The sequence below is a fragment of the Thermomicrobiales bacterium genome, assembly GCA_041390825.1.
In the GTDB taxonomy this organism is placed as follows: Bacteria; Chloroflexota; Chloroflexia; order Thermomicrobiales; family UBA6265; genus JAMLHN01.
The window spans coordinates 16,498-34,514 of record JAWKPF010000031.1 but is presented as its reverse complement, the minus strand read 5'-3'; the positions used below and the strand labels follow the sequence as shown (position 1 = coordinate 34,514).

The following is an 18,017-nucleotide window of genomic DNA, read 5'->3' as shown; positions in this document are numbered from 1 at the left end:
CGCTCCGCTGCGTTTGACGCCCGTTCGCGTATTGCATACGATATATTCCATACGATGAACACGCAAATGGATCTCCCAAAGACCGACGACCGGTCGACATCGAGTGCGGCCGACGTCAATCTGCGCCTTGGCGATGAGCTCTTCGCGCGGTTCGTGCCGCCTCCCGAGGGATTCCCGAGCGTCGCCGATTCGGTCTACGACCAGCTCTGGCGCCGTGTGGTCAACCGCGAGTTCCGCCCGGGTGAGCGGCTTGTCGAAGATGCGCTGGCGCAAGAATTGGGGACCAGCCGCACTCCCGTGCGCGAGGCGCTCCTGCGACTCGGGCAGACTGGGCTGGTGCAGGTCAGCAGCCGCAAGGGGTTTTCCGTGCCGGTCATCACACCGGAAGATGTGAACGAGCTCTACGATCTGCGCGCCGCAATCGAGACCTTCGCCATCCGGCGCGCCACGCCGTTGATCTCGGAAGAGGAGATCGCCACCCATCGCGGCTTGCAGCAAGCAGCGTTGCATCAATCACAGGCGCGCGACCCCGCGACAGCCGAGGCCTTTTTCCGGGCCGATCTGGCACTCCATTTCGTCCTGCATGCGCTCGGAGGAAACCGGCGCAGCGCGCGTATTCTTTCTGAGGCGCTCGGGCAGCTGAGCCTGCTGAGCATGCGGGCAGCAATCGTCCCTGAACGCAATCAACTGGCGATCGCGGAACATCAAGCCATACTCGATGCGCTGGAAGCACGCGATGCGGATGCGGCAGCAGCGGCGATGGAGGCGCATGTGGAGGCAGTCAAGGAACGGTCGCTCGCAGACCTGGAAGGTGGGATGCGATGAATCTTGCTCTTCGCATTCTCGATCGTATGGGGCTCCTGGCGGTCATTCTCGTTTTCTGGGCGATCTTCATCGTGTTCGCGGACGGTTTCCTCAACCGGATCACGATCTTTGGATTGAGCCGCACCGTTGCCGTAACTGCGGTGATCGGTCTCTCGCAGATGGTTGTGCTGGGAATCGGTCAGATGAACCTCGCTGTCGGCGCCATCGGCGGCATGATCGCGGTGTTCACCGGCTGGTTGATGCAGAGCGTCGGGCTGCCGGTTTGGGCGGCGGTAATCGTCGGATTGCTCTTTGCGGCCTTCGTTGGGTTCGTCAACGGAATCATCATCACCAAGACCGGCATCAATTCCTTCATCGTCACGCTGGGCATGGGGAGCGTGATCACCGGACTCGTCTACATCTTGACCAAAGCGGAAGCGTTCCGTGACTTGCCCGACGCCTATACGGACTTCGGGAAGGCGCGCTGGGTCAAAATGGGGTGGCTGGAACTTTCGCCGCTTTTCTTCATCGCCTTGGTTGTTGCCGGGTTGCTGCTCCTGCTGTACAAGCGAACGACGTTTGGCCGCTGGATGCTCGCCACCGGCGCCAATCCGCGAGCGGCTGAGCTCTCCGGAGTGCCGGTCAATCTCGTCATTCAGGCGACCCACGCGCTGTCAGGCCTGCTGGCCGGAGCTGCCGGCATTATGTTGGTTTCGCGTTTGGGTTCGGCGCTGCCGAGCATTGGCGAGAACTGGCTGCTGCCCTCGTTCGCCGCGCCGATCGTCGGAGGCACGCTGTTGAGCGGAGGTGCGGTCGCGGTCTTCGGCACGTTGCTCGGCGCTCTGCTGATCGAAAGCGTGTCGGTCGGATTGACACTCATGAACGTGCCCAGTTTCTGGATCCAGCTCTTCATCGGCCTTGTGTTGCTGCTGGCGGTCCTCATCGACCGGGCACGCAGCCTGGCCGTAGCGCGCGGCCAACGAGGTGTGCGGCAGTCGACGGCAGGAGCAACATCGGGATGAGTGTCGCGGCAATGGCGCCAAGTCGATCTGGCCGGATGCAGTCGCTCGCGAACAAGGAATGGGTCTGGCTGGCCGGAATTGTCCTTCTCATGTCTGTGGGATTGACCATTCTCGAGCCAAACTTCTTGACCCAGTTCAATTTCTACGTCTTGTTGCGTGGTATCGCCGTAACCTTGATCGTCGCGTATGCGCAGTTGATGGTGTTGGTCGTCGGGCAGCTCAATCTCTCGGTTGGCGCCACCGGCGGCATGGTGGCGATCTGCACTGGCGGCATGATGGACGTCTGGGGGTTCCCGACGCTCGTCGCAATTGCGCTGGGTCTGTTGATCGGCATCGCCGCTGGCTTGGCAAACGGGTTGCTGACGACCAGAACCGGTATCAACGGATTCATCATCACCCTGGCGACGGCGAGCGCTTTCACGGGAATCACGATCGGCCTGAACGACGCCAAGCCGTACTACAACCTGCCGGAACGCTACGTTTCCTTCGGGCAGGGGAGAGCGGGGCCGTTCCCGTATATCGCCATCGTGACCGTGATCGTGGCCGTAGCGCTGTGGGTGCTGTTCGAGCGGACCTTGCTCGGCCGCCAGATCCTCGCGGTAGGCGGCAACCAGCGTGCGGCGGAGTTGTCCGGCATTCCGGTGAACCGGATTCTGGTGATCGTCTTCGTGATCTCGGCAGTACTTTCCAGCATCGCCGCGATCATCCTGATGGCGCGTCTTGGGTCGGCGCAACCTTCGATCGGCTCCGACTGGCTGCTGCCGTCATTTGCCATTCCCATCGTGGCGGGCATCGCGCTCTCCGGTGGGACCGCGCCCATTGTCAACACTGCGCTGGCCGCGATTCTGATCGCGCTTATCGACAACGGGCTCGTCTTGACGAAGGCCGATCCTTACTGGATTCAGTTCTTGCTGGGCGCGATCATCCTGGGCGCCGTCGGGCTGAACCGCTTCCGGGCGGTACGCGAAGCGAGACTGGCGAAGGCCACATGAGCGCGACTGTCGCTGCCCCACCTCGAACCTACGCGCTCGAATTGCGCGGTATCCGCAAGGCGTTCCCCGGTGTGCAGGCGCTCGACGACGTCGATCTGGTCATGCGGGGCGGGGAGATCCATGCGCTGGTCGGAGAGAATGGCGCCGGCAAGAGCACGTTGCTCAAGATCATCACCGGTATCTACCGCCCGGACGAAGGAACGCTGTCCGTCGATGGAACGCCGCAATCGTTCGGCTCTCCGCGCGATGCGCTTCACGCCGGTATCGGAATCGTTCATCAGGAACGCAATCTGATCCCGAAGTTCTCGGTGGCGGAGAACATCACGCTCGAGCAGCCTCCCGTCCGCAACGGGCAGTGGATCGACCGCGACCGCATGCGAGAGGAATCTGAGCGCTGGCTCGAGCTCCTGCACGTGTCGATCGATCCCGATCTTCCGGTCGAGAATCTGAGCGTGGCGCAGCGCCAGCTTGTCGAGATTGCCAAGGCGCTCTCGCTTCAGAGCCACATACTCCTGCTCGATGAGCCGACCGCATCATTGACCCCACACGAAACCGCGGTCCTCTTCGAGATCTTGCAGCGTTTGCGGGACGATGGAGTCGCGATTCTCTTCGTCAGCCACAAGCTGGAAGAGATCTTCGCCATTTGTGACCGCGTTACGGTCTTGCGCGATGGCAAGGAAGCCGCGCTCGACCAGGATCTGCGGACGCTCGACCGCGACAGGCTCGTTACCTTGATGATTGGGCGGTCCGAGCAGGTTTCCGAGTTTCCGCAGCGTGACCACAGTTCCGCAGAGCCCGCGCTCGAATTGCGCGGGGTCACGTCAGCCGCCGGACCAACGGATATCAACCTCACTCTGAGGAAGGGAGAGATCCTCGGTCTCTATGGACTCGTGGGCGCGGGCCGGACCGAGCTTGCCCGCACCATCATTGGCGATGTGCCGCTCGTCTCCGGCGAGATACTGGTCGACGGCCAGCCGGCAGAGATCGGGAACGCGCGCCAGGCTCTGGAGCGATACCGAATCGGCTACGTCTCGGAGAACCGGCAAACCGAAGGGCTCATCCTGAGTCATTCCGTGCTGGCAAACGTCGCCATGACGGTCTGGGACCGGCTGGCGAACATGCTGGGCTGGATCCAGCCGGGTGCGGAGCGGTCGGCCGTCACGCCCTTTGTCGAGCGGCTGCAGGTCAAGACACCGTCGCTGGAACAGCAGGTCGGGAATCTGTCCGGCGGGAATCAACAGAAGGTCAGTCTTGCCAAGTGGCTGGCAGCCGAGACTTCGATTCTCATCATCGACGAGCCGACGGTCGGCATCGATGTCAAGACCAAACACGAATTGCATGACCTGATCTGGGAGCTCTCGAATCAGGGACTCTCGATCCTGCTCATCTCGAGCGACATGCCGGAGATGGTGCAACTCGCTGACCGGATCGTCGTCATGGACGAGCGGCGTGTAGCCGGCACCCTGTCGAACACCCGCGACTACGACGAGATGAGTCAGCGCATCATGGGCCTCATCCACCGACGCGACGATTCCACCGAAACAGAACCATAGCCAGAGTCCCGTTGCGAATCGAGTGGCATTCTCAACGTTGGACGAGCGTGCCCTTGATTGACTAGGGTACCCCAGTAGGGTATCATGTTGCCATGTCGAGTTCGATTGCCCGGCGTGGGCGCCAGCGAGCCGAAAAGGGACTGAACGCATGGCAAGCATTTCCAATCTATCCGCCGCGGAGCGCGACGATATCGTGCAGCGGCTCAAGCGAATCGAGGGCCAGGCGCGGGGCGTGCAGAAGATGGTCGACGATGGGCGCGATTGCGGCGACATCCTGACCCAACTCGCATCGATCCGCGCGGCGGTGAACAGTCTGAACGGGGAGCTGCTGGAGGCGTACCTGTTGCGCTGCACGCGGCATCCGGAAGAGTTCGGCTCTCCGGAAAAGGAGATTCAGCAGGCAGTGCGCGCCCTGGTGCGCAGCTAGAGGGAGTGAGCAAGATGATTGTCGATCGTGTATTTACCCCCGGCCTGGCGCAGGTTGCCTATCTGATCGCTGACGAATCGACCGGCGATGTGGCCGTCATCGATCCACGGCGTGACGTGCAGGTCTATCTCGATTGGGCCGCCGAGCGGAACTTCAGGATCAGCGCGATTCTCGAGACGCATGTGCATGCCGACTTCGTTTCCGGCGCGGTCGAACTGCACCGGGTGACGGGGGCGCCGATCTTTGCCAGCGCGCTCGGAAATCAGGAGTTTGACTACGAACCGCTGCGCGACGGGTCTCGCGTGCCGGTGGGCCGCCTCGTTCTCGAAGCGCGCTGGACCCCGGGGCATACTCCGGAGCATGTCGCGTTTCTTCTGTTCGATCCCGATTCGAGCGATGCGCCCCAGGCAATGTTCAGCGGGGATCTGATCTTCGCCGGAGAGGTCGGCCGGCCTGACCTGCTGGGCGAGGCGCACACCGGGCAACTGGCGCTCCAGCTCTTCGAGACGTTGACGCAGCGAATCGCCGACTTGCCGGATGAGTTGCTGGTCTACCCCGGGCACACGGCCGGTTCCGCCTGCGGGCGCAAGATCGGTGACGCTGCCACGACCACACTCGGCGAAGAGCGGGCGGGAACATATGCATGGCAGTTCACGGACGCCAAGGCCTTCGTCGAGGGCATCATGGACGAGATGCCGGCTCCGCCTCCCTACTATCCGCGCATGAAAGTCGTCAATCGCGTTGGCCCGGCGCTGCTTGCCGATCTTCCGGAAGGGACCGCGCTTTCGGCCGATCGAGTCTCGTCCGCAATTGCCGATGGAGCGGTGGTCATCGACGCTCGCCAGGAGCAGAGTTTCGACCGGGCTCACATTCGCGGCTCGTTCTATGCCGGTTCCGGCTCCGACTTCATCGCGTGGGTCGGTTGGAGAGCGCCCTACGATCGGCCGATCGTCCTGGTGCTCGATGACGATGCGGACGTCTCGGCATTCGTCACGGAGCTGCGCCGCATTGGTATCGACGCGCGGGTGGACTTCCTGGCGGGTGGTATCGATTCCTGGATCGCCAGCGGCGGAAGCGTCGATCGCCTCGAAGTGCTGACCCCGGCAGAGTTCCAGTCGCTGATGCAGTCGGCCGAAGACGCCACGGTGCTCGATGTTCGGAGCCGCGACGAGTGGAAAACGGGGCACATCGAGAACGCGCGCAACGCGTTCGCCGGTGACATCTCCGCGGGAGCGCCGGTCGATATCGATAGCGAATCGCTGGTGATGCTGACGTGCGCTTCGGGATATCGGTCGCGCGTGGCGGCGAGCATGTTGCAATCGAAGGGCATCTCGCGCATCGTGCAACTCGATGGTGGCATGGATGCCTGGGATGGCGCGGGACTTCCCGTAGCGAATGCAGTGGGAGTTGGCGCGTGAGTCTGTTGAGCCGATTATTCGGGGGCGGGAGCGCCCCGGTTGCCGAGATCGACGTTGCCGGTACCGTCGAGGCCCAGGCAAATGGCGGCGCTCAGATCGTCGATTGCCGGTCCGAGCGGGAATGGAAATCCGGACATATCAAGGGTTCGCGTCTCATGCCGCTCGGCTCGATTGGGGACCGACTGACTGAGCTCGATCCGGAGCGTCCCGTCATCGTCGTTTGCCGGTCGGGACATCGCAGCTCACTGGCGGCGCGTACGCTTTCCAGTGCTGGCTTCTCTGATGTCAAGAGCATGAAAGGCGGCATCAACGCCTGGAGCCGGGCGGGCAATCGATTGATTTCGTAGGACGACCGTCGCCGACTATCATCCATCATCGATTTTCATGCGAGAAAGGATTTGCCCATGAGTCTTCCCGGTTCGATGCTCGGTCCACTCGAGGTCGATGTCGCCACCACAGTTGCAGCGATGAACGATCCCAACGTGCAAGTCATCGACTGCCGCGAACAAAACGAATGGGACGCGGCGCATGTGGAGAACATGACGCTGATGCCGCTCGATTCGATCGGCCAGCGCCTTGGCGAGCTCGATCCGGCGAGACCGCTCATCATCGTTTGCCGGTCAGGACGCAGGAGTTTGCTTGCCGCGCAACAACTCGCAGCCATTGGCTTCAGCGATGTCAAGAGCATGAATGGCGGATTGATTGCCTGGGCCGAGCAGGGTCATCCCCTGGTGGCCACTGGGCAGTAAGGAGACACTGATGACGATTTCGACCAATGCACGTATCGGTCTCGAGCCGCGTGCGGAATTGAAGATGACGATTGCGGACGCGCGCCAGGCCGTTACGGATGCGCTGAAGGCCGAAGGGTTTGGCGTGTTGACGGCGATCGATGTGCAGGCGACGCTGAAGGAAAAGCTGGACCAGCCGTTCGATCCCTATATGATCCTGGGCGCGTGCAATCCGGCGCTTGCCCATGCGGCAATTTCCGCCGATTCGGACATCGGGTTGCTGCTGCCCTGCAATGTGGTGTTGCACGAGAAAGACGGAGTGACCACCGTTTCGATCGTCGATCCCGCAGCGATGCTTGCGGTGGCGGCCGGGCGTCCTGAGCTCGATGCCATCGCGCAGGAGGCAAGCGCCCGGCTGCAACGGGTCGCGACCGCATTGGCGACCACGGCTGCGCCGTAGCAGTACGAATCCGGCCGGCGGCTACGACTCGGGAGTCGCCGGCAGCGGTATCCGCAGGGATTGGCCCACGAAAATGGCATCCTGACTCTGCAGATCGTTCGCCTCGATGATGACATCCCAGGTCACGCCGAACATTTCGGCAATGCCAGAGAGGGTGTCACCTTCCTGCACCACATACTCGCTCTCGGTCAGCCGAGGCGTCGGGGAAAGCGCGATCGTCACGGTCACGACGACGAACTGCGGTTCATTGGAAATCTCATCTGGATCGTCGGTGGCGCTGTCGCGACCAGGCGCCGAACACGCTGCAACCAACAGAAGAGCGCAGAGAACCGCGCTCCATCCGAGAATCGTGCGCCGGGGGAGTGACCTGGTTTCGCTCAGACCGATCGTCCTTGGGGAGCGCTAGCCGAGAACCAGCGCGTCGTCCGGCCAGCGATAGAGATCGGCCTGGCGGTTCTCGACCGAGGGCACCTGGCGGCGAACCTTCTTCAGGTAATCGAGATCGAGCCTGGCGGTCAGCACGTACTCGCGATCTGGCGCGGTGCCGAGCACCGTGCCCCATGGATCGGCGATCAGGGAACGGCCGTAGCACCATTTGCCGGACGAATCCGGGCCGAACTGCCCGCAGCTGACCATATAGACCTGATTCTCGATGGCGCGGGCCCGGATCAGGACTTCCCAGTGGTCCTTGCCGGTTGTCATGGTGAACGCTGCCGGCAGCACGATGACGTCGGCGCCGCGCAACCGCAAGATGCGGAAGAGCTCGGGGAAGCGCAGGTCGTAGCAAATGGCCAGTCCGACGGTGACGCCGTCGAGGTCGAACGTGACGATCTCTTCACCGCGCTGCACCGTGTTCGATTCCTTGTAGGAGGCCACCCCGTCCAGCACTACATCGAACATGTGGATCTTGCTGTATTGGGCAACGATCGCGCCGGTGGGATCGAATACCACGGTGGTGTTGAAGAGTTTCGGCTCGTTCTCACGTTGCTCGAGCATGCTGCCGCCGTGCAGATAGATGCCATGCTGCCTGGCTTTGGCAGCCAGCGCATCGGTCACCGGTCCGGGGATGGTTTCCGCATTGAGGCGGTTACCCTCGTCGGAGCCCAGGTAGGTCCAGATCTCAGGCAGAACGACCAGGCGGGCGCCGCTTGCGGCAGCCTCATCGATGAGCCGCAGGGCAGTTTCGACATTGGAGGCCTTGTCTTCCCCGGAGTTCATCTGGACAACGGCGACATCGATGCCGGTAGTGGACATTGGGGGTAACTCCTGGCTGTTGGATGGCTCGAACCTGTGGCTGGATCATAACATTCGGGCGGAATTGCTTTTCCGCAGCTTCATTCTCTTTTATTCTTAGCCAGATACGTGGTTGCTCCGCTTCGGGTTGCCAACCCGTTCTGCATGCGGTCGGTGAGCGCGACCAGGCGCCAGACCGCGCGAACAAGCCCTGGGCAACCACCACACTGTAAGGAAGGAACTCACTCGACATGACCGATACGACCATCAAGCGACCTGTGCCGGAGGCGCCAAATGCGTTGCGTGACTGGTTCACCAGCGGGCTGCGAGCCGAGATCGAATCCCGGGGGCTGCCGGTCATTCAAGGCGATGAGCCGGCCGACCGTGGCGGCATCGCGCTGCATCCCATCGATATCGACGCCCCCAAGAGCTTCCGCCGCAAGAACCGCGCGGTTTTCGTGGTCGGTATTGGCGAGAGCGAAGGTGTGCCGGAAGTGCCCCTGGCCACGCTTTACCCGCTTCAACTGCGCTCGTTGGGCAATATCTTCATCCTGCTGATTCCGGATGGCACCCACGGCGGTGTCGAAGCCTTCGTCTCCACATTGGAGCAGGGGTCATATTCGTTCAAGTACTGGGGAGACGACGAAGAGTTCTTCCATGAGGTGGCCGACCGGCTGACGCCGCTGGCGACCTCCACCCTCATCATCGAGAACGAGTTCGTACCCGACCTGGAAGAGGAACTTTGGGGCGGAGACGAGGTCACCGCCTCGATTACCCGCGCCGGCAAGCTGCTGGACGAGCTCGATCTCTTGCCGTCGCCCTTCCCCATCGATTCCTATCTCCCCGAAGCCGATCTGCGGCATCTCAAGCAGATGTTCAATATCGGCGGTTTGAGCTACGGGAACGTCAGCGCGCGCAAGGACGATCTGCGCTTCTGGATGAGCGCATCCGGGGTCGACAAGACCAAGCTCGAAGAGGTGGGCACCGAGATCTTGATGGTGACCGATTATATTCCCGAGCGCCGAGCGATGCGTCTCAGCGTTCCGCCGCATGTCACCCCGCGGCGCGTTTCGGTGGATGCGATCGAGCACTTCATGATTTATCGCGAGCATCCCAGCGTCGGCGCGATCCTGCACATTCATGCATGGATGGAAGATATTCCGTCGACCCGCATCAACTACCCATGCGGCACGATCGAGCTCGCCACGGGTGTCGCCGACCTGGTGCGCCAATCTCCCGATCCGGGTCATGCGGTCATCGGCTTGCGCAACCATGGTCTGACGATCACTGGCGAGTCGCTGGACGAAATCTTCGCCCGTATCGATGGCAAGATTCAGCGCCAGGTGCCAATGGCCTAGCTGGCACATCGACCGGACTCGACGAGAATTCGATGCGCTCCGTGGCGGTCCGCCGCGGGGCGCATTTGGTGAAGAGAGGTTCACTGCCGTGAGCAAGGCGATTCAGTACAAGTTCTCGATTCCCAACTTCGTCGCCGTCCGGGCGGCCGACCGACTGCCAGGCAAGTTGCTGGAGTCGGGAAAAATCCCCGGGTTGAGCGAGATCGAACGTCCTCCGGTGCCGCTGCCGAGTCCGGCGTACGCGCGACTGAAGCCGCTCCTGACCGGAATCTGCGGCAGCGACATCTCCGCGCTCACCAATCGCAGCGGCCCTGCGTTGACGCCCTTTACATCGTTTCCCTTCACCCCTGGGCACGAGGTGCTGGCCGAGATTGTCGAGCTTGGGGACGAAGCGGCCGGCATGGAGGGGATCGGGATTGGGCAACGGGTGGTCCTCAACCCGGTCATCTCGTGCTACATGCGGGGTCTCGATCCCTGCCGTATGTGCCGCACCGGAGAACCGGGGCTTTGCACTCGCACAGCGGAAGGATCGATAGCTCCAGGGATGCTCACCGGGTTCTGCCGCGATCTTCCCGGTGGCTGGAGCACCGACATGGTGGCTCATTGGAGTCAGATCGTTCCCGTGCCGGATGAGATCTCCGATGAGGTTGCGGTCCTGATCGAGCCGTTCAGCGTCGCGGTGCACGCAGTCCTGAAAGACCCGCCACCGTCGTGGGCGAAGGTGTTGATCATTGGCAGTGGATCGATCGGTCTCTTCGTGCTGGCTGCCATGCGCATGATGGGCATCAAGAGCGAGGTCACCATGTTGGCCAGGCATCCATTGCAGGCCGAAATGGCCAAGGCGCTCGGGGCGGACAATGTGCTGCGCGGGGAAAGCGCGGGGGACGCAGCGGTCAAGATCGCTGGCGCAAAGAAGTACAAGCCGATCAAGGGCAAACCGACGTATGCCGGCGGGTTCGACTGGGTCTACGACTGTGTCGGCTCGACGGCCAGCGTGGATGATGCCTTGCGCGTCGCTGGACCGCACGGGCACGTGGTCATGGTTGGCTGTGCCGCCGAGACTAGCCATCTCGATCTGACGTTCATCTGGAATCGCGAACTGGAAATCACCGGCTGCTACGTCTACGGCCGGGAAAACACCATGGAAGGCAAGCCGCATACCTTCAAGGTCGCCATGGAACTCATTCTCGGTCACCCAGGGATCGATCTTTCGCGCCTGATCACCCATCGCTTCACGCTCGACCAATGGCAGGAAGCGATGCAAGTGAGTCTCGCCCGCGGCAAACACGGCGCCATCAAGACGGTCTTCGACATGCGGGGGTAACTCTTTTTTCCAATGGTCGCCTGGCAACTCAACCTTTTCGGCGGCTACTCGCTTCCAGGGCCGAAGCGATCCCAGTGCACCAGGTCGGTGAGTTCCTTGCGGCCGCCGTTCCTGGATGGCGCGGTGGAGTTGGACGGGTGGCCGACGCCGACTGCGCTGAAGAGCACCCAACCGTCCGGGATCTGCAGCACGGTCCGCCCGTGTTCTTTCGCTTCTGTATTCCAAAAGGAAACAATGCCGGCGCCGAGACCCAGCGCTTGCGCGGCCAGGAGGATCCGTTCGTCCATCCGGCCGAGGTCGTGCATTCGGGTACTCGTCTTTCCCTCCTCCAGCACGACGACCAGCACAAGTGGCGCATCGGCGAGCCAGTTCATCGAATCGACGCTCTGCGAGAGCGCCTTTCTTGCTGCAGCGTCGCGCACGACGATGAACTGCCACGGTTGAGCATTGCCCGCGCTGCCGGTCCAGCGCATCACGTCCAGAATCGAATGCAGGTCGGCATCACTCACCGGTTCATCGGTGAAGGCGCGGGTCTGCCGCAGGTGGGCGAGAAATTCGACAGAATCGGAAGGAACTGGCATGGAAACTCCTCTCGCGCCTGAGCGTCGCTCTCGCGGTAGTACGCCCAAGTGCAACTCATCACGATTGTGACGCAAGCGGCGAACGAATGAGGAATTCCGTGCGGTTGCATGCCGGGACGAAACGCTCGTCCGCCCGGCCGCTGGTCTTTGGCAGCAGATCCGGGACTCAGAACTGCTCGGCGATGATGAAGAGGATGATCAGCACGACGATCACGAACCCCATGATGAGGATCGCCTGGCAGCCGCGCGCTGCCACAGCGACATCCTCTGGCGAACTGCCTCGCCCTTCGGGAGCGTCGTCTTCGGGAAAGCTCACGAGCCTTTGAGCTCTTTCTGATACTCACGCCAGACGTGCGCCATGCGCATCACAGCGGTCAGATTGGTGGCGATGGCCAGGATGATGAGCGCCCACATTGGCCTGTCGATGATCAGTCCAAGCGACAGCACCACCACGCGCTCTGGCCGTGCCAGGATGCCAACCGACGCCTTCCAGCCGGCCGCCTCGGCGCGCGCGCGCGCATAGCTGACCATCACTGCGCCGGTGGCCGAGAGGAGCACCAGCATGGCGCCCCACTTCCAGTCATCGGTTCCCAGGATATACCAGAGCAGACCGACGTAGACGATGATCTCGGAATAGCGGTCGACTGTGGAATCGAAAAAGCCACCGAATTTGGATGTCTTGCCGGTCGAGCGGGCGACTGCCCCGTCCAGCATGTCGAACGCGCTGGCGAACAGGAGCAAGACACCCCCAAGCTGGCCGCGCCCCGAAGCAATGATGGCCGCCACGATGCAGTTCAGGATGAATCCCGCGATGGTGAGCATGTTCGGAGTGACACCGAACTTGCCGAGGAACGCCCCGACCACCAGCATCTTCTGCCGCGCCCATGTTCCCAACCGCTCTGAGATCACGTCAGCCCTCCCAATCGACTAGACCGAGACGGCCGCGCCCGACCGTGCGTAGACATCGAGCACCCGCTGCGCGACATGCGGCCAACTATAGTGATCGGCCGTTTTCTGTCCGGCCTGCACCAGACGCGCGCGCAAATCGGCATCCGCCAGCAGCCTGACGATGGCCAACGCGATGGCCGATGGGTCGCGCGGCATGACCAGCAAGGCGTCCTTGTTGTTCGTCGCCACGCTGGCGTAGCCGGGAATATCGCTGGCAACGACAGGCTTCATCGATGCCATCGCTTCCAGCAGCACGATGCCAAAACTCTCGCGATAGATCGACGGGGCGCAGAAGACATCGCAGCTCGCGTAGTAGTGCGGCAGGCTTTCCTGCGAGACCTCGCCGATGAATTCGACGTTGCGAATCTGATACCGATCGATCGTTTCGTGGTATCGGTCGGGATCGCCTGGACCCACAACCAGGAGCCGGGCGTTCGGATATTGCTGCTGAACGAGCGGCATCGCGCGGAGGAGGTATTTGAAGCCCTTGCGGGCCTCGTTGTATCGGCCAACGAAGAGAATGCGGGGGGTGCCGGTCGTCGCCCAGGGATACGGCTCCATATGCTCGCCAAACCGCTCGATGTCGATGCCATTTGGCACTACATCGTAGTGCCCCGGGAAATACTGCATCACGTTTTGTTTGGCTGGTTCCGAGACGCAGATCTTGCCATCGAGCCGATTCATGAGGATCGAAAAGTACGGCTTGAGCATGCCATACCAGGGATTGGTGTCCCGCGCGGCATGGAACGTGCCCACATTCACGGAACGGGAATTGAGCAACACCATGTAGGGAAGGAGCGGCGTCATCGGCTCATGGCAGTGGATGACATCGAACTTTTCGTATTGGAGGATTTCCTTGATAGCGTTGTAGAGGGTGACGTCGAACATCAGGCGGGCTTTCGAGCCGTTGGCGGGAATGGGGATGGTCCGGCCTACGCCGTAGAAGCCGTCGCGAACCTCGACGCCGCCTTGTCGTGCTTTGGGAGCCAGGATCACCACCTCATGCCCGAGCTTCTCGAACTCGCGCTTGAGATTCTCGATGTGTTGCGCCACGCCGCCGGGATGCGACATGTCGTACGGGGTGACCTGCGCGATCTTCACGGGCACGAAGCCGAGCCGTTACCAACGATGAGCAGTTCGAACCGTTCAGCCATGCGGGTTCCCTTCCGGTCTCGGATGATACCAAAGGTGGGTTCGGGGACCAGTGTCCGGGGTCCGAAGTCCAGCGGACAGTGGATTCTTGGCCCTGGGCTGTCGTAGAGGTGGCAGGTCTCAGGCACCGTCGAGTTCGCCGGCGAAATGGCACGCTACCAGGTGAGACGGCTGGATCTCGCGCAGTTCGGGAACTTCGGCGGCGCAGCGGTCGGTGGCGTAGCGGCAACGGGTGCGGAAACGGCATCCACTGGGTGGATTGACCGGGCTGGGCGGGTCGCCGGTCAGAATGATCCGTTCCCGGCGCGCGCGGGGATTGGGTATCGGGGCGGCGGCCATCAGTGCCTGGGTGTAGGGGTGGAGGGGAGCGTGGAAGATCGTCTCGGTGGGCGCCTGCTCCACGATTTTGCCGAGATACATGACCGCGACGGCATCGGAAATACTGCGCACCACGCCCAGCTGATGACTGATGAAGAGATAGGCCAACCCGCGTTCTTCCCGGAGTCGCGCCAGGAGTTGCAGAATTTGCGCTTGCACCGAGACATCGAGCGCGCTGACTGCTTCGTCGGCCACGATCAGGTCCGGATCGACCGCCAGTGCGCGGGCGATGCCGATGCGTTGCCGTTGACCTCCCGAGAGCTCGTTGGCATACCGTGCCCGGTAGTGCGCATCGAGGCCGACGGTGTGCAGGAGCTCGCTCACCCGGTTGGATCGCTCTGATTTTGGAACGATCTTGTGAAAGGCAAGCGCTTCTTCCAACGTTTGACCGACCGTCATGCGCGGGTTGAGTGACGAATTCGGATCCTGGAAGACGATCTGGAGTTGCTTGCGCCGCTCGCGCATTTCTGCGGCATTGCCTGGATCGATGGGACGCCCACGATAGGAGACGGTGCCCGCGGTTGGGTCTTGCAGGTAGAGGATGCAGCGGCCGGTTGTCGATTTTCCGCATCCGCTCTCACCCACCAGCGCCAGCGTCTCTCCGTCGCGGATCGAAAGGTCGACACCGTCGACCGCGCGGATCACCTGGGCTGGCCGCCCCTGAATGCGATCGATGAACCCGCCGCGTAGCGGGAAGTGCTTTACCAACCCTTTGACCTGGAGCAGGGGAGCCGAGTCGCTCATGAAGCGGCCCCGGCGGCGGTTTCGGTCAGGTTGGCGCGATAGGTGCCGGCGAAGTGACAGAGCGCTTCATGTCCGGGCGCGATCTCGACCAAGGGCGGCGATGTCGAAACACAGATTTCCTGCCGATACCGGCAACGAGGCGCGAAACGGCACCCCTGCGGCAAGCGTGCCAGGTCGGGAGGGGATCCTGGGATCGGCCGGAAGGGAGCGCCATCGCTCCCGGCATTGGGAATTGCCTCCAGAAGTCCACTCGTGTAGGGATGTCCGGGATCGTCGAACAGCGGCTCGGCGCTTGCTTCCTCGACGATGCGGCCGGCATACATGACCGCCACCTTGTCGCACATCTCCGCTACGACACCCAGATCATGGGTAATGAGCAGGATGCTCATTCCGAGTTCCTGCTGCAGATTGCGCAACAGGTCGAGAATCTGCGCCTGTATCGTGACGTCGAGCGCGGTCGTCGGTTCGTCGGCGATGAGCAACTTGGGCCGTGACGAGAGCGCCATCGAGGTCATGACGCGCTGCCGCAATCCACCGGAGAGCTCATGTGGATAGGCCGTGAAGCGCGCCTCGGCGTTTGGGATGCCGACTGTCCGGAAGAGCTCGATCGTCTGCGCTTTCGCTTCCGCCTTGCTGGCGCCCTGGTGCACGCGGATCGCTTCGGCCACTTGCTCGCCGGCCGTATAGACAGGGTTCAGGAAGGTCATCGGATCCTGAAAGATCATGGCAATTTGGCCGCCGCGCATCGCCTGCATCTCTTTTTCCGGCAGGGTCAGCAGATCGCGTCCCTCGAAGAGAATCCGCCCCCCGGCATAGCGGCCCGGAGGGGTTGGCACCAGGCGCATGATGGCGCGCGCGGTCACGCTCTTGCCGGAGCCGGATTCGCCGACGAGCCCGAGCGTTTCACCAGGCTGAATCGAAAGACTGACGCCATCGACCGCCCGGAGCGGGCCATTGCGAGTGAAGAACTCGACTTGCAGATCGTCGAGTTCGAGGATGGGAGCAATGCTCATCAGCGGCCACCCTGGCGAGGATCGAGAACGTCGCTCAGCCCGTCGCCGAGCAGGTTGAATCCGAGTACTGCGACCAGAATCATGAATCCCGCCGCGAGCGAAAGGTGAGGTGACGTCAACAGCACGCCCTGTCCTTCGGAAAGCATCGCGCCCCAATCAGGAGTGGGCGGTTGCACACCGAGCCCCAAGTAGGAGAGCGCCGCCAGATCGAGCAACGCATAGGCCAGATCGAGCGTTGACACGACAATGATCGGCCCGATGCAGTTCGGCAGAATGTGCCGGAAGATGATGCGCCGTTTCGGGTAACCCATCGCTCGCGCTGCCTCTGAATAGGTCATCTCGCGCTGCACCAACGTCACACCGCGAACCACACGCGCGATGAAGGGAACGTAAAGGATCCCAAGCGAGATGACGACGTTCTGAAGCGAGGGGCCGAACGCAGCAACGATGGCCAGCGAAAGCAACAACGGCGGGAATGCGAGCATGATGTCCAGCACGCGCATGACCGCTGTGTCGAACCAACCGCCGCGGTAGCCGGCAATGATGCCAAGCGGCACACCAATCAACTCGCTGATCAGCACGACAGCGAACGCCCCGCCCAGCGCGGTGCGGCTCCCCCAGATCAGCCGGCTGAGCACGTCACGGCCGTTGCGGTCGGCTCCTAACCAAAACTCGCTGCCGGGGGCTTCCAGAGTAGCGCTGAGTTCACCGTGCAATGGATCTTTTGGCGCCAGCCAGGGAGCGAACACCATGAGAACAAGCAGGAAACCGACGATGGCCGCACCAACCACTGCTTTTCGATTGCGGCGAAACTTCCAGAAGAAGGTGTTCCAGGTCGAGGGCGTATCCGCCAGCGGTTCCAGGTCAGGGCTGAGCTCGGTTGCGATGGCGGACATCAGTACTTGATCCGTGGGTCGATGATGGCATACAGAATGTCTACTGCCAGGTTGAGCACGATAAAGGCGATAGCGATGAAGACAGTGGTGCCCTGCACCACCGGATAGTCACGCCGTTGCACCGAATCGACCAGCAATGACCCAAGCCCACCGATGCCAAAGGTGTATTCCACCAGTACCGTGCCAACCAGCAAGAAGCCGAACTGCAGCGCGGCCACGGTGACGATCGGAATGAGCGCATTGCGCAGCGCGTGCTTGAAAACAATAGAGCGTGGGGAAAGTCCCTTCGCGCGCGCGGTGACCATGTAGTCCTGGGAGAGCGCTTCGATCATCCCGTTGCGCGTGATGCGCGTCGTGATGGCCGCAAGGGAAAGCCCGAGAGCGATGGCGGGCATCGTCAGGTGCTTGACGGTATCCCATCCACCGTCACCCTGTCCGAGCGCAGGCATCCACTGGAGCTTGTAGGCAAACACGAGAATCAACAGAATCGACGTGAAAAAGACGGGAGACGATGCCCCAATCAAACTGAAAACCGATGCGCCGACATCGATCCATGAGTTGCGCCTCAGGGCCGAAATGATGCCAAGCGGTATCGAAATCAGCATCGAGATGAGAAAGGCATAGCATGCGAGTTCGAGTGTGATCGGAAGCCGTTCGAGCACCAGATCACGGACAGGAGCGCGTTGCCGGAACGAATCTCCCAGACTCCCATGGGCCAGATCGTTGAGCCAGTAGCCGTACTGTGCCAACAGCGGCTTGTCGAGCCGATATTGCTCGCGGATGCTCTGCACGTTCGCTTCGCTAATGCGCTGGCCGCCGACCATGATGCGGACCGGGTCGCCCGGTACGAAGCGGACCAGGAAAAAGACGATCGACGTTGCGATCAGCATCAACGGAATGAGGGTCGCCAGCCGACTGACGATGAGACGCGCCATGGAGGTTCTCGTCGTGGAACGAAACGAGCGCCCGGACCATTGTCGGCTCCG

At 62.0% G+C, this 18,017-nt stretch carries 21 protein-coding genes; 11 read left to right on the top strand and 10 right to left on the bottom strand.

All coding sequences use genetic code 11. The annotated features are described in order from the left end of the window. Positions 1-54 precede the first annotated feature (54 nt). From R2855_15615 to R2855_15575, 9 genes are all read left to right on the top strand, one after another. Positions 55-825 carry a GntR family transcriptional regulator gene (locus R2855_15615; GenBank protein MEZ4532423.1) on the top strand — a complete coding sequence of 257 codons (771 nt, stop codon included), beginning with the start codon at positions 55-57 and terminating at the stop codon, positions 823-825. Further along, positions 822-1,826, top strand: coding sequence for an ABC transporter permease (locus tag R2855_15610; protein ID MEZ4532422.1), 1,005 nt, complete (start codon positions 822-824; stop codon positions 1,824-1,826). The genes R2855_15615 and R2855_15610 overlap by 4 nt, the downstream gene beginning before the upstream one ends. After that, positions 1,823-2,818, top strand: coding sequence for an ABC transporter permease (locus tag R2855_15605; GenBank protein ID MEZ4532421.1), 996 nt, complete (start codon positions 1,823-1,825; stop codon positions 2,816-2,818). Before R2855_15610 ends, R2855_15605 begins: the two co-directional genes overlap by 4 nt. Further along, the gene (locus tag R2855_15600) at positions 2,815-4,371 is read left to right on the top strand and encodes a sugar ABC transporter ATP-binding protein (GenBank protein MEZ4532420.1); all 1,557 of its coding nucleotides are present in this window, start codon (positions 2,815-2,817) and stop codon (positions 4,369-4,371) included. Before R2855_15605 ends, R2855_15600 begins: the two co-directional genes overlap by 4 nt. 148 nt (positions 4,372-4,519) lie before the next feature. Then, positions 4,520-4,798, top strand: coding sequence for a metal-sensitive transcriptional regulator (locus R2855_15595; GenBank protein ID MEZ4532419.1), 279 nt, complete (start codon positions 4,520-4,522; stop codon positions 4,796-4,798). Between the two features lie 14 nt (positions 4,799-4,812). Further along, complete coding sequence (locus R2855_15590) at positions 4,813-6,216, top strand: rhodanese-like domain-containing protein (protein MEZ4532418.1); 1,404 nt, start codon at positions 4,813-4,815, stop codon at positions 6,214-6,216. Then, a complete protein-coding gene (locus R2855_15585) occupies positions 6,213-6,563 on the top strand; it encodes a rhodanese-like domain-containing protein (protein ID MEZ4532417.1) in 351 nt (116 codons plus the stop codon). Before R2855_15590 ends, R2855_15585 begins: the two co-directional genes overlap by 4 nt. Before the next feature lie 57 nt (positions 6,564-6,620). Then, entirely contained in the window at positions 6,621-6,965 is a 345-nt protein-coding gene (locus R2855_15580) for a rhodanese-like domain-containing protein (GenBank protein MEZ4532416.1), read from the top strand. 10 nt (positions 6,966-6,975) lie between these two features. Then, positions 6,976-7,404 (top strand): DUF302 domain-containing protein, encoded by a 429-nt coding sequence (locus tag R2855_15575; protein MEZ4532415.1) that lies wholly within the window; start codon positions 6,976-6,978, stop codon positions 7,402-7,404. 21 nt (positions 7,405-7,425) lie between these two features. On the opposite strand, the gene R2855_15570 is transcribed toward R2855_15575, so the two are convergent. After that, positions 7,426-7,632, bottom strand: a complete 207-nt coding sequence (locus tag R2855_15570) for a LysM domain-containing protein (protein ID MEZ4532414.1) — start codon at positions 7,630-7,632, stop codon at positions 7,426-7,428. A gap of 174 nt (positions 7,633-7,806) precedes the next feature. Continuing rightward, positions 7,807-8,658 carry a carbon-nitrogen hydrolase family protein gene (locus R2855_15565; GenBank protein MEZ4532413.1) on the bottom strand — a complete coding sequence of 284 codons (852 nt, stop codon included), beginning with the start codon at positions 8,656-8,658 and terminating at the stop codon, positions 7,807-7,809. A gap of 230 nt (positions 8,659-8,888) precedes the next feature. On the opposite strand from R2855_15565, the gene R2855_15560 reads away from it, so the two are divergent. Beyond that, on the top strand, positions 8,889-9,995 hold the full coding sequence (locus R2855_15560) for a class II aldolase/adducin family protein (protein ID MEZ4532412.1): 1,107 nt from the start codon (positions 8,889-8,891) through the stop codon (positions 9,993-9,995). Positions 9,996-10,083: 88 nt separating this feature from the next. Then, positions 10,084-11,319 carry a zinc-binding dehydrogenase gene (locus R2855_15555; protein MEZ4532411.1) on the top strand — a complete coding sequence of 412 codons (1,236 nt, stop codon included), beginning with the start codon at positions 10,084-10,086 and terminating at the stop codon, positions 11,317-11,319. 44 nt (positions 11,320-11,363) lie between these two features. On the opposite strand, the gene R2855_15550 is transcribed toward R2855_15555, so the two are convergent. The 8 genes from R2855_15550 to R2855_15515 form a co-directional block, all read right to left on the bottom strand. After that, positions 11,364-11,900 carry a nitroreductase family protein gene (locus R2855_15550; protein MEZ4532410.1) on the bottom strand — a complete coding sequence of 179 codons (537 nt, stop codon included), beginning with the start codon at positions 11,898-11,900 and terminating at the stop codon, positions 11,364-11,366. A gap of 166 nt (positions 11,901-12,066) precedes the next feature. Continuing rightward, on the bottom strand, positions 12,067-12,216 hold the full coding sequence (locus R2855_15545; protein ID MEZ4532409.1) for a hypothetical protein: 150 nt from the start codon (positions 12,214-12,216) through the stop codon (positions 12,067-12,069). Further along, the gene (locus tag R2855_15540) at positions 12,213-12,809 is read right to left on the bottom strand and encodes a CDP-alcohol phosphatidyltransferase family protein (protein MEZ4532408.1); all 597 of its coding nucleotides are present in this window, start codon (positions 12,807-12,809) and stop codon (positions 12,213-12,215) included. Before R2855_15540 ends, R2855_15545 begins: the two co-directional genes overlap by 4 nt. A gap of 18 nt (positions 12,810-12,827) precedes the next feature. Continuing rightward, positions 12,828-13,955, bottom strand: coding sequence for a glycosyltransferase family 4 protein (locus R2855_15535; GenBank protein MEZ4532407.1), 1,128 nt, complete (start codon positions 13,953-13,955; stop codon positions 12,828-12,830). Between the two features lie 165 nt (positions 13,956-14,120). Continuing rightward, on the bottom strand, positions 14,121-15,122 hold the full coding sequence (locus R2855_15530; protein ID MEZ4532406.1) for an ATP-binding cassette domain-containing protein: 1,002 nt from the start codon (positions 15,120-15,122) through the stop codon (positions 14,121-14,123). After that, positions 15,119-16,135, bottom strand: a complete 1,017-nt coding sequence (locus R2855_15525; GenBank protein MEZ4532405.1) for an ABC transporter ATP-binding protein — start codon at positions 16,133-16,135, stop codon at positions 15,119-15,121. Before R2855_15525 ends, R2855_15530 begins: the two co-directional genes overlap by 4 nt. Then, entirely contained in the window at positions 16,135-17,031 is an 897-nt protein-coding gene (locus R2855_15520; GenBank protein MEZ4532404.1) for an ABC transporter permease, read from the bottom strand. The genes R2855_15525 and R2855_15520 overlap by 1 nt, the downstream gene beginning before the upstream one ends. Then, complete coding sequence (locus tag R2855_15515) at positions 17,031-17,966, bottom strand: ABC transporter permease (GenBank protein ID MEZ4532403.1); 936 nt, start codon at positions 17,964-17,966, stop codon at positions 17,031-17,033. Before R2855_15515 ends, R2855_15520 begins: the two co-directional genes overlap by 1 nt. Between the last annotated feature and the right edge of the window lie 51 nt (positions 17,967-18,017).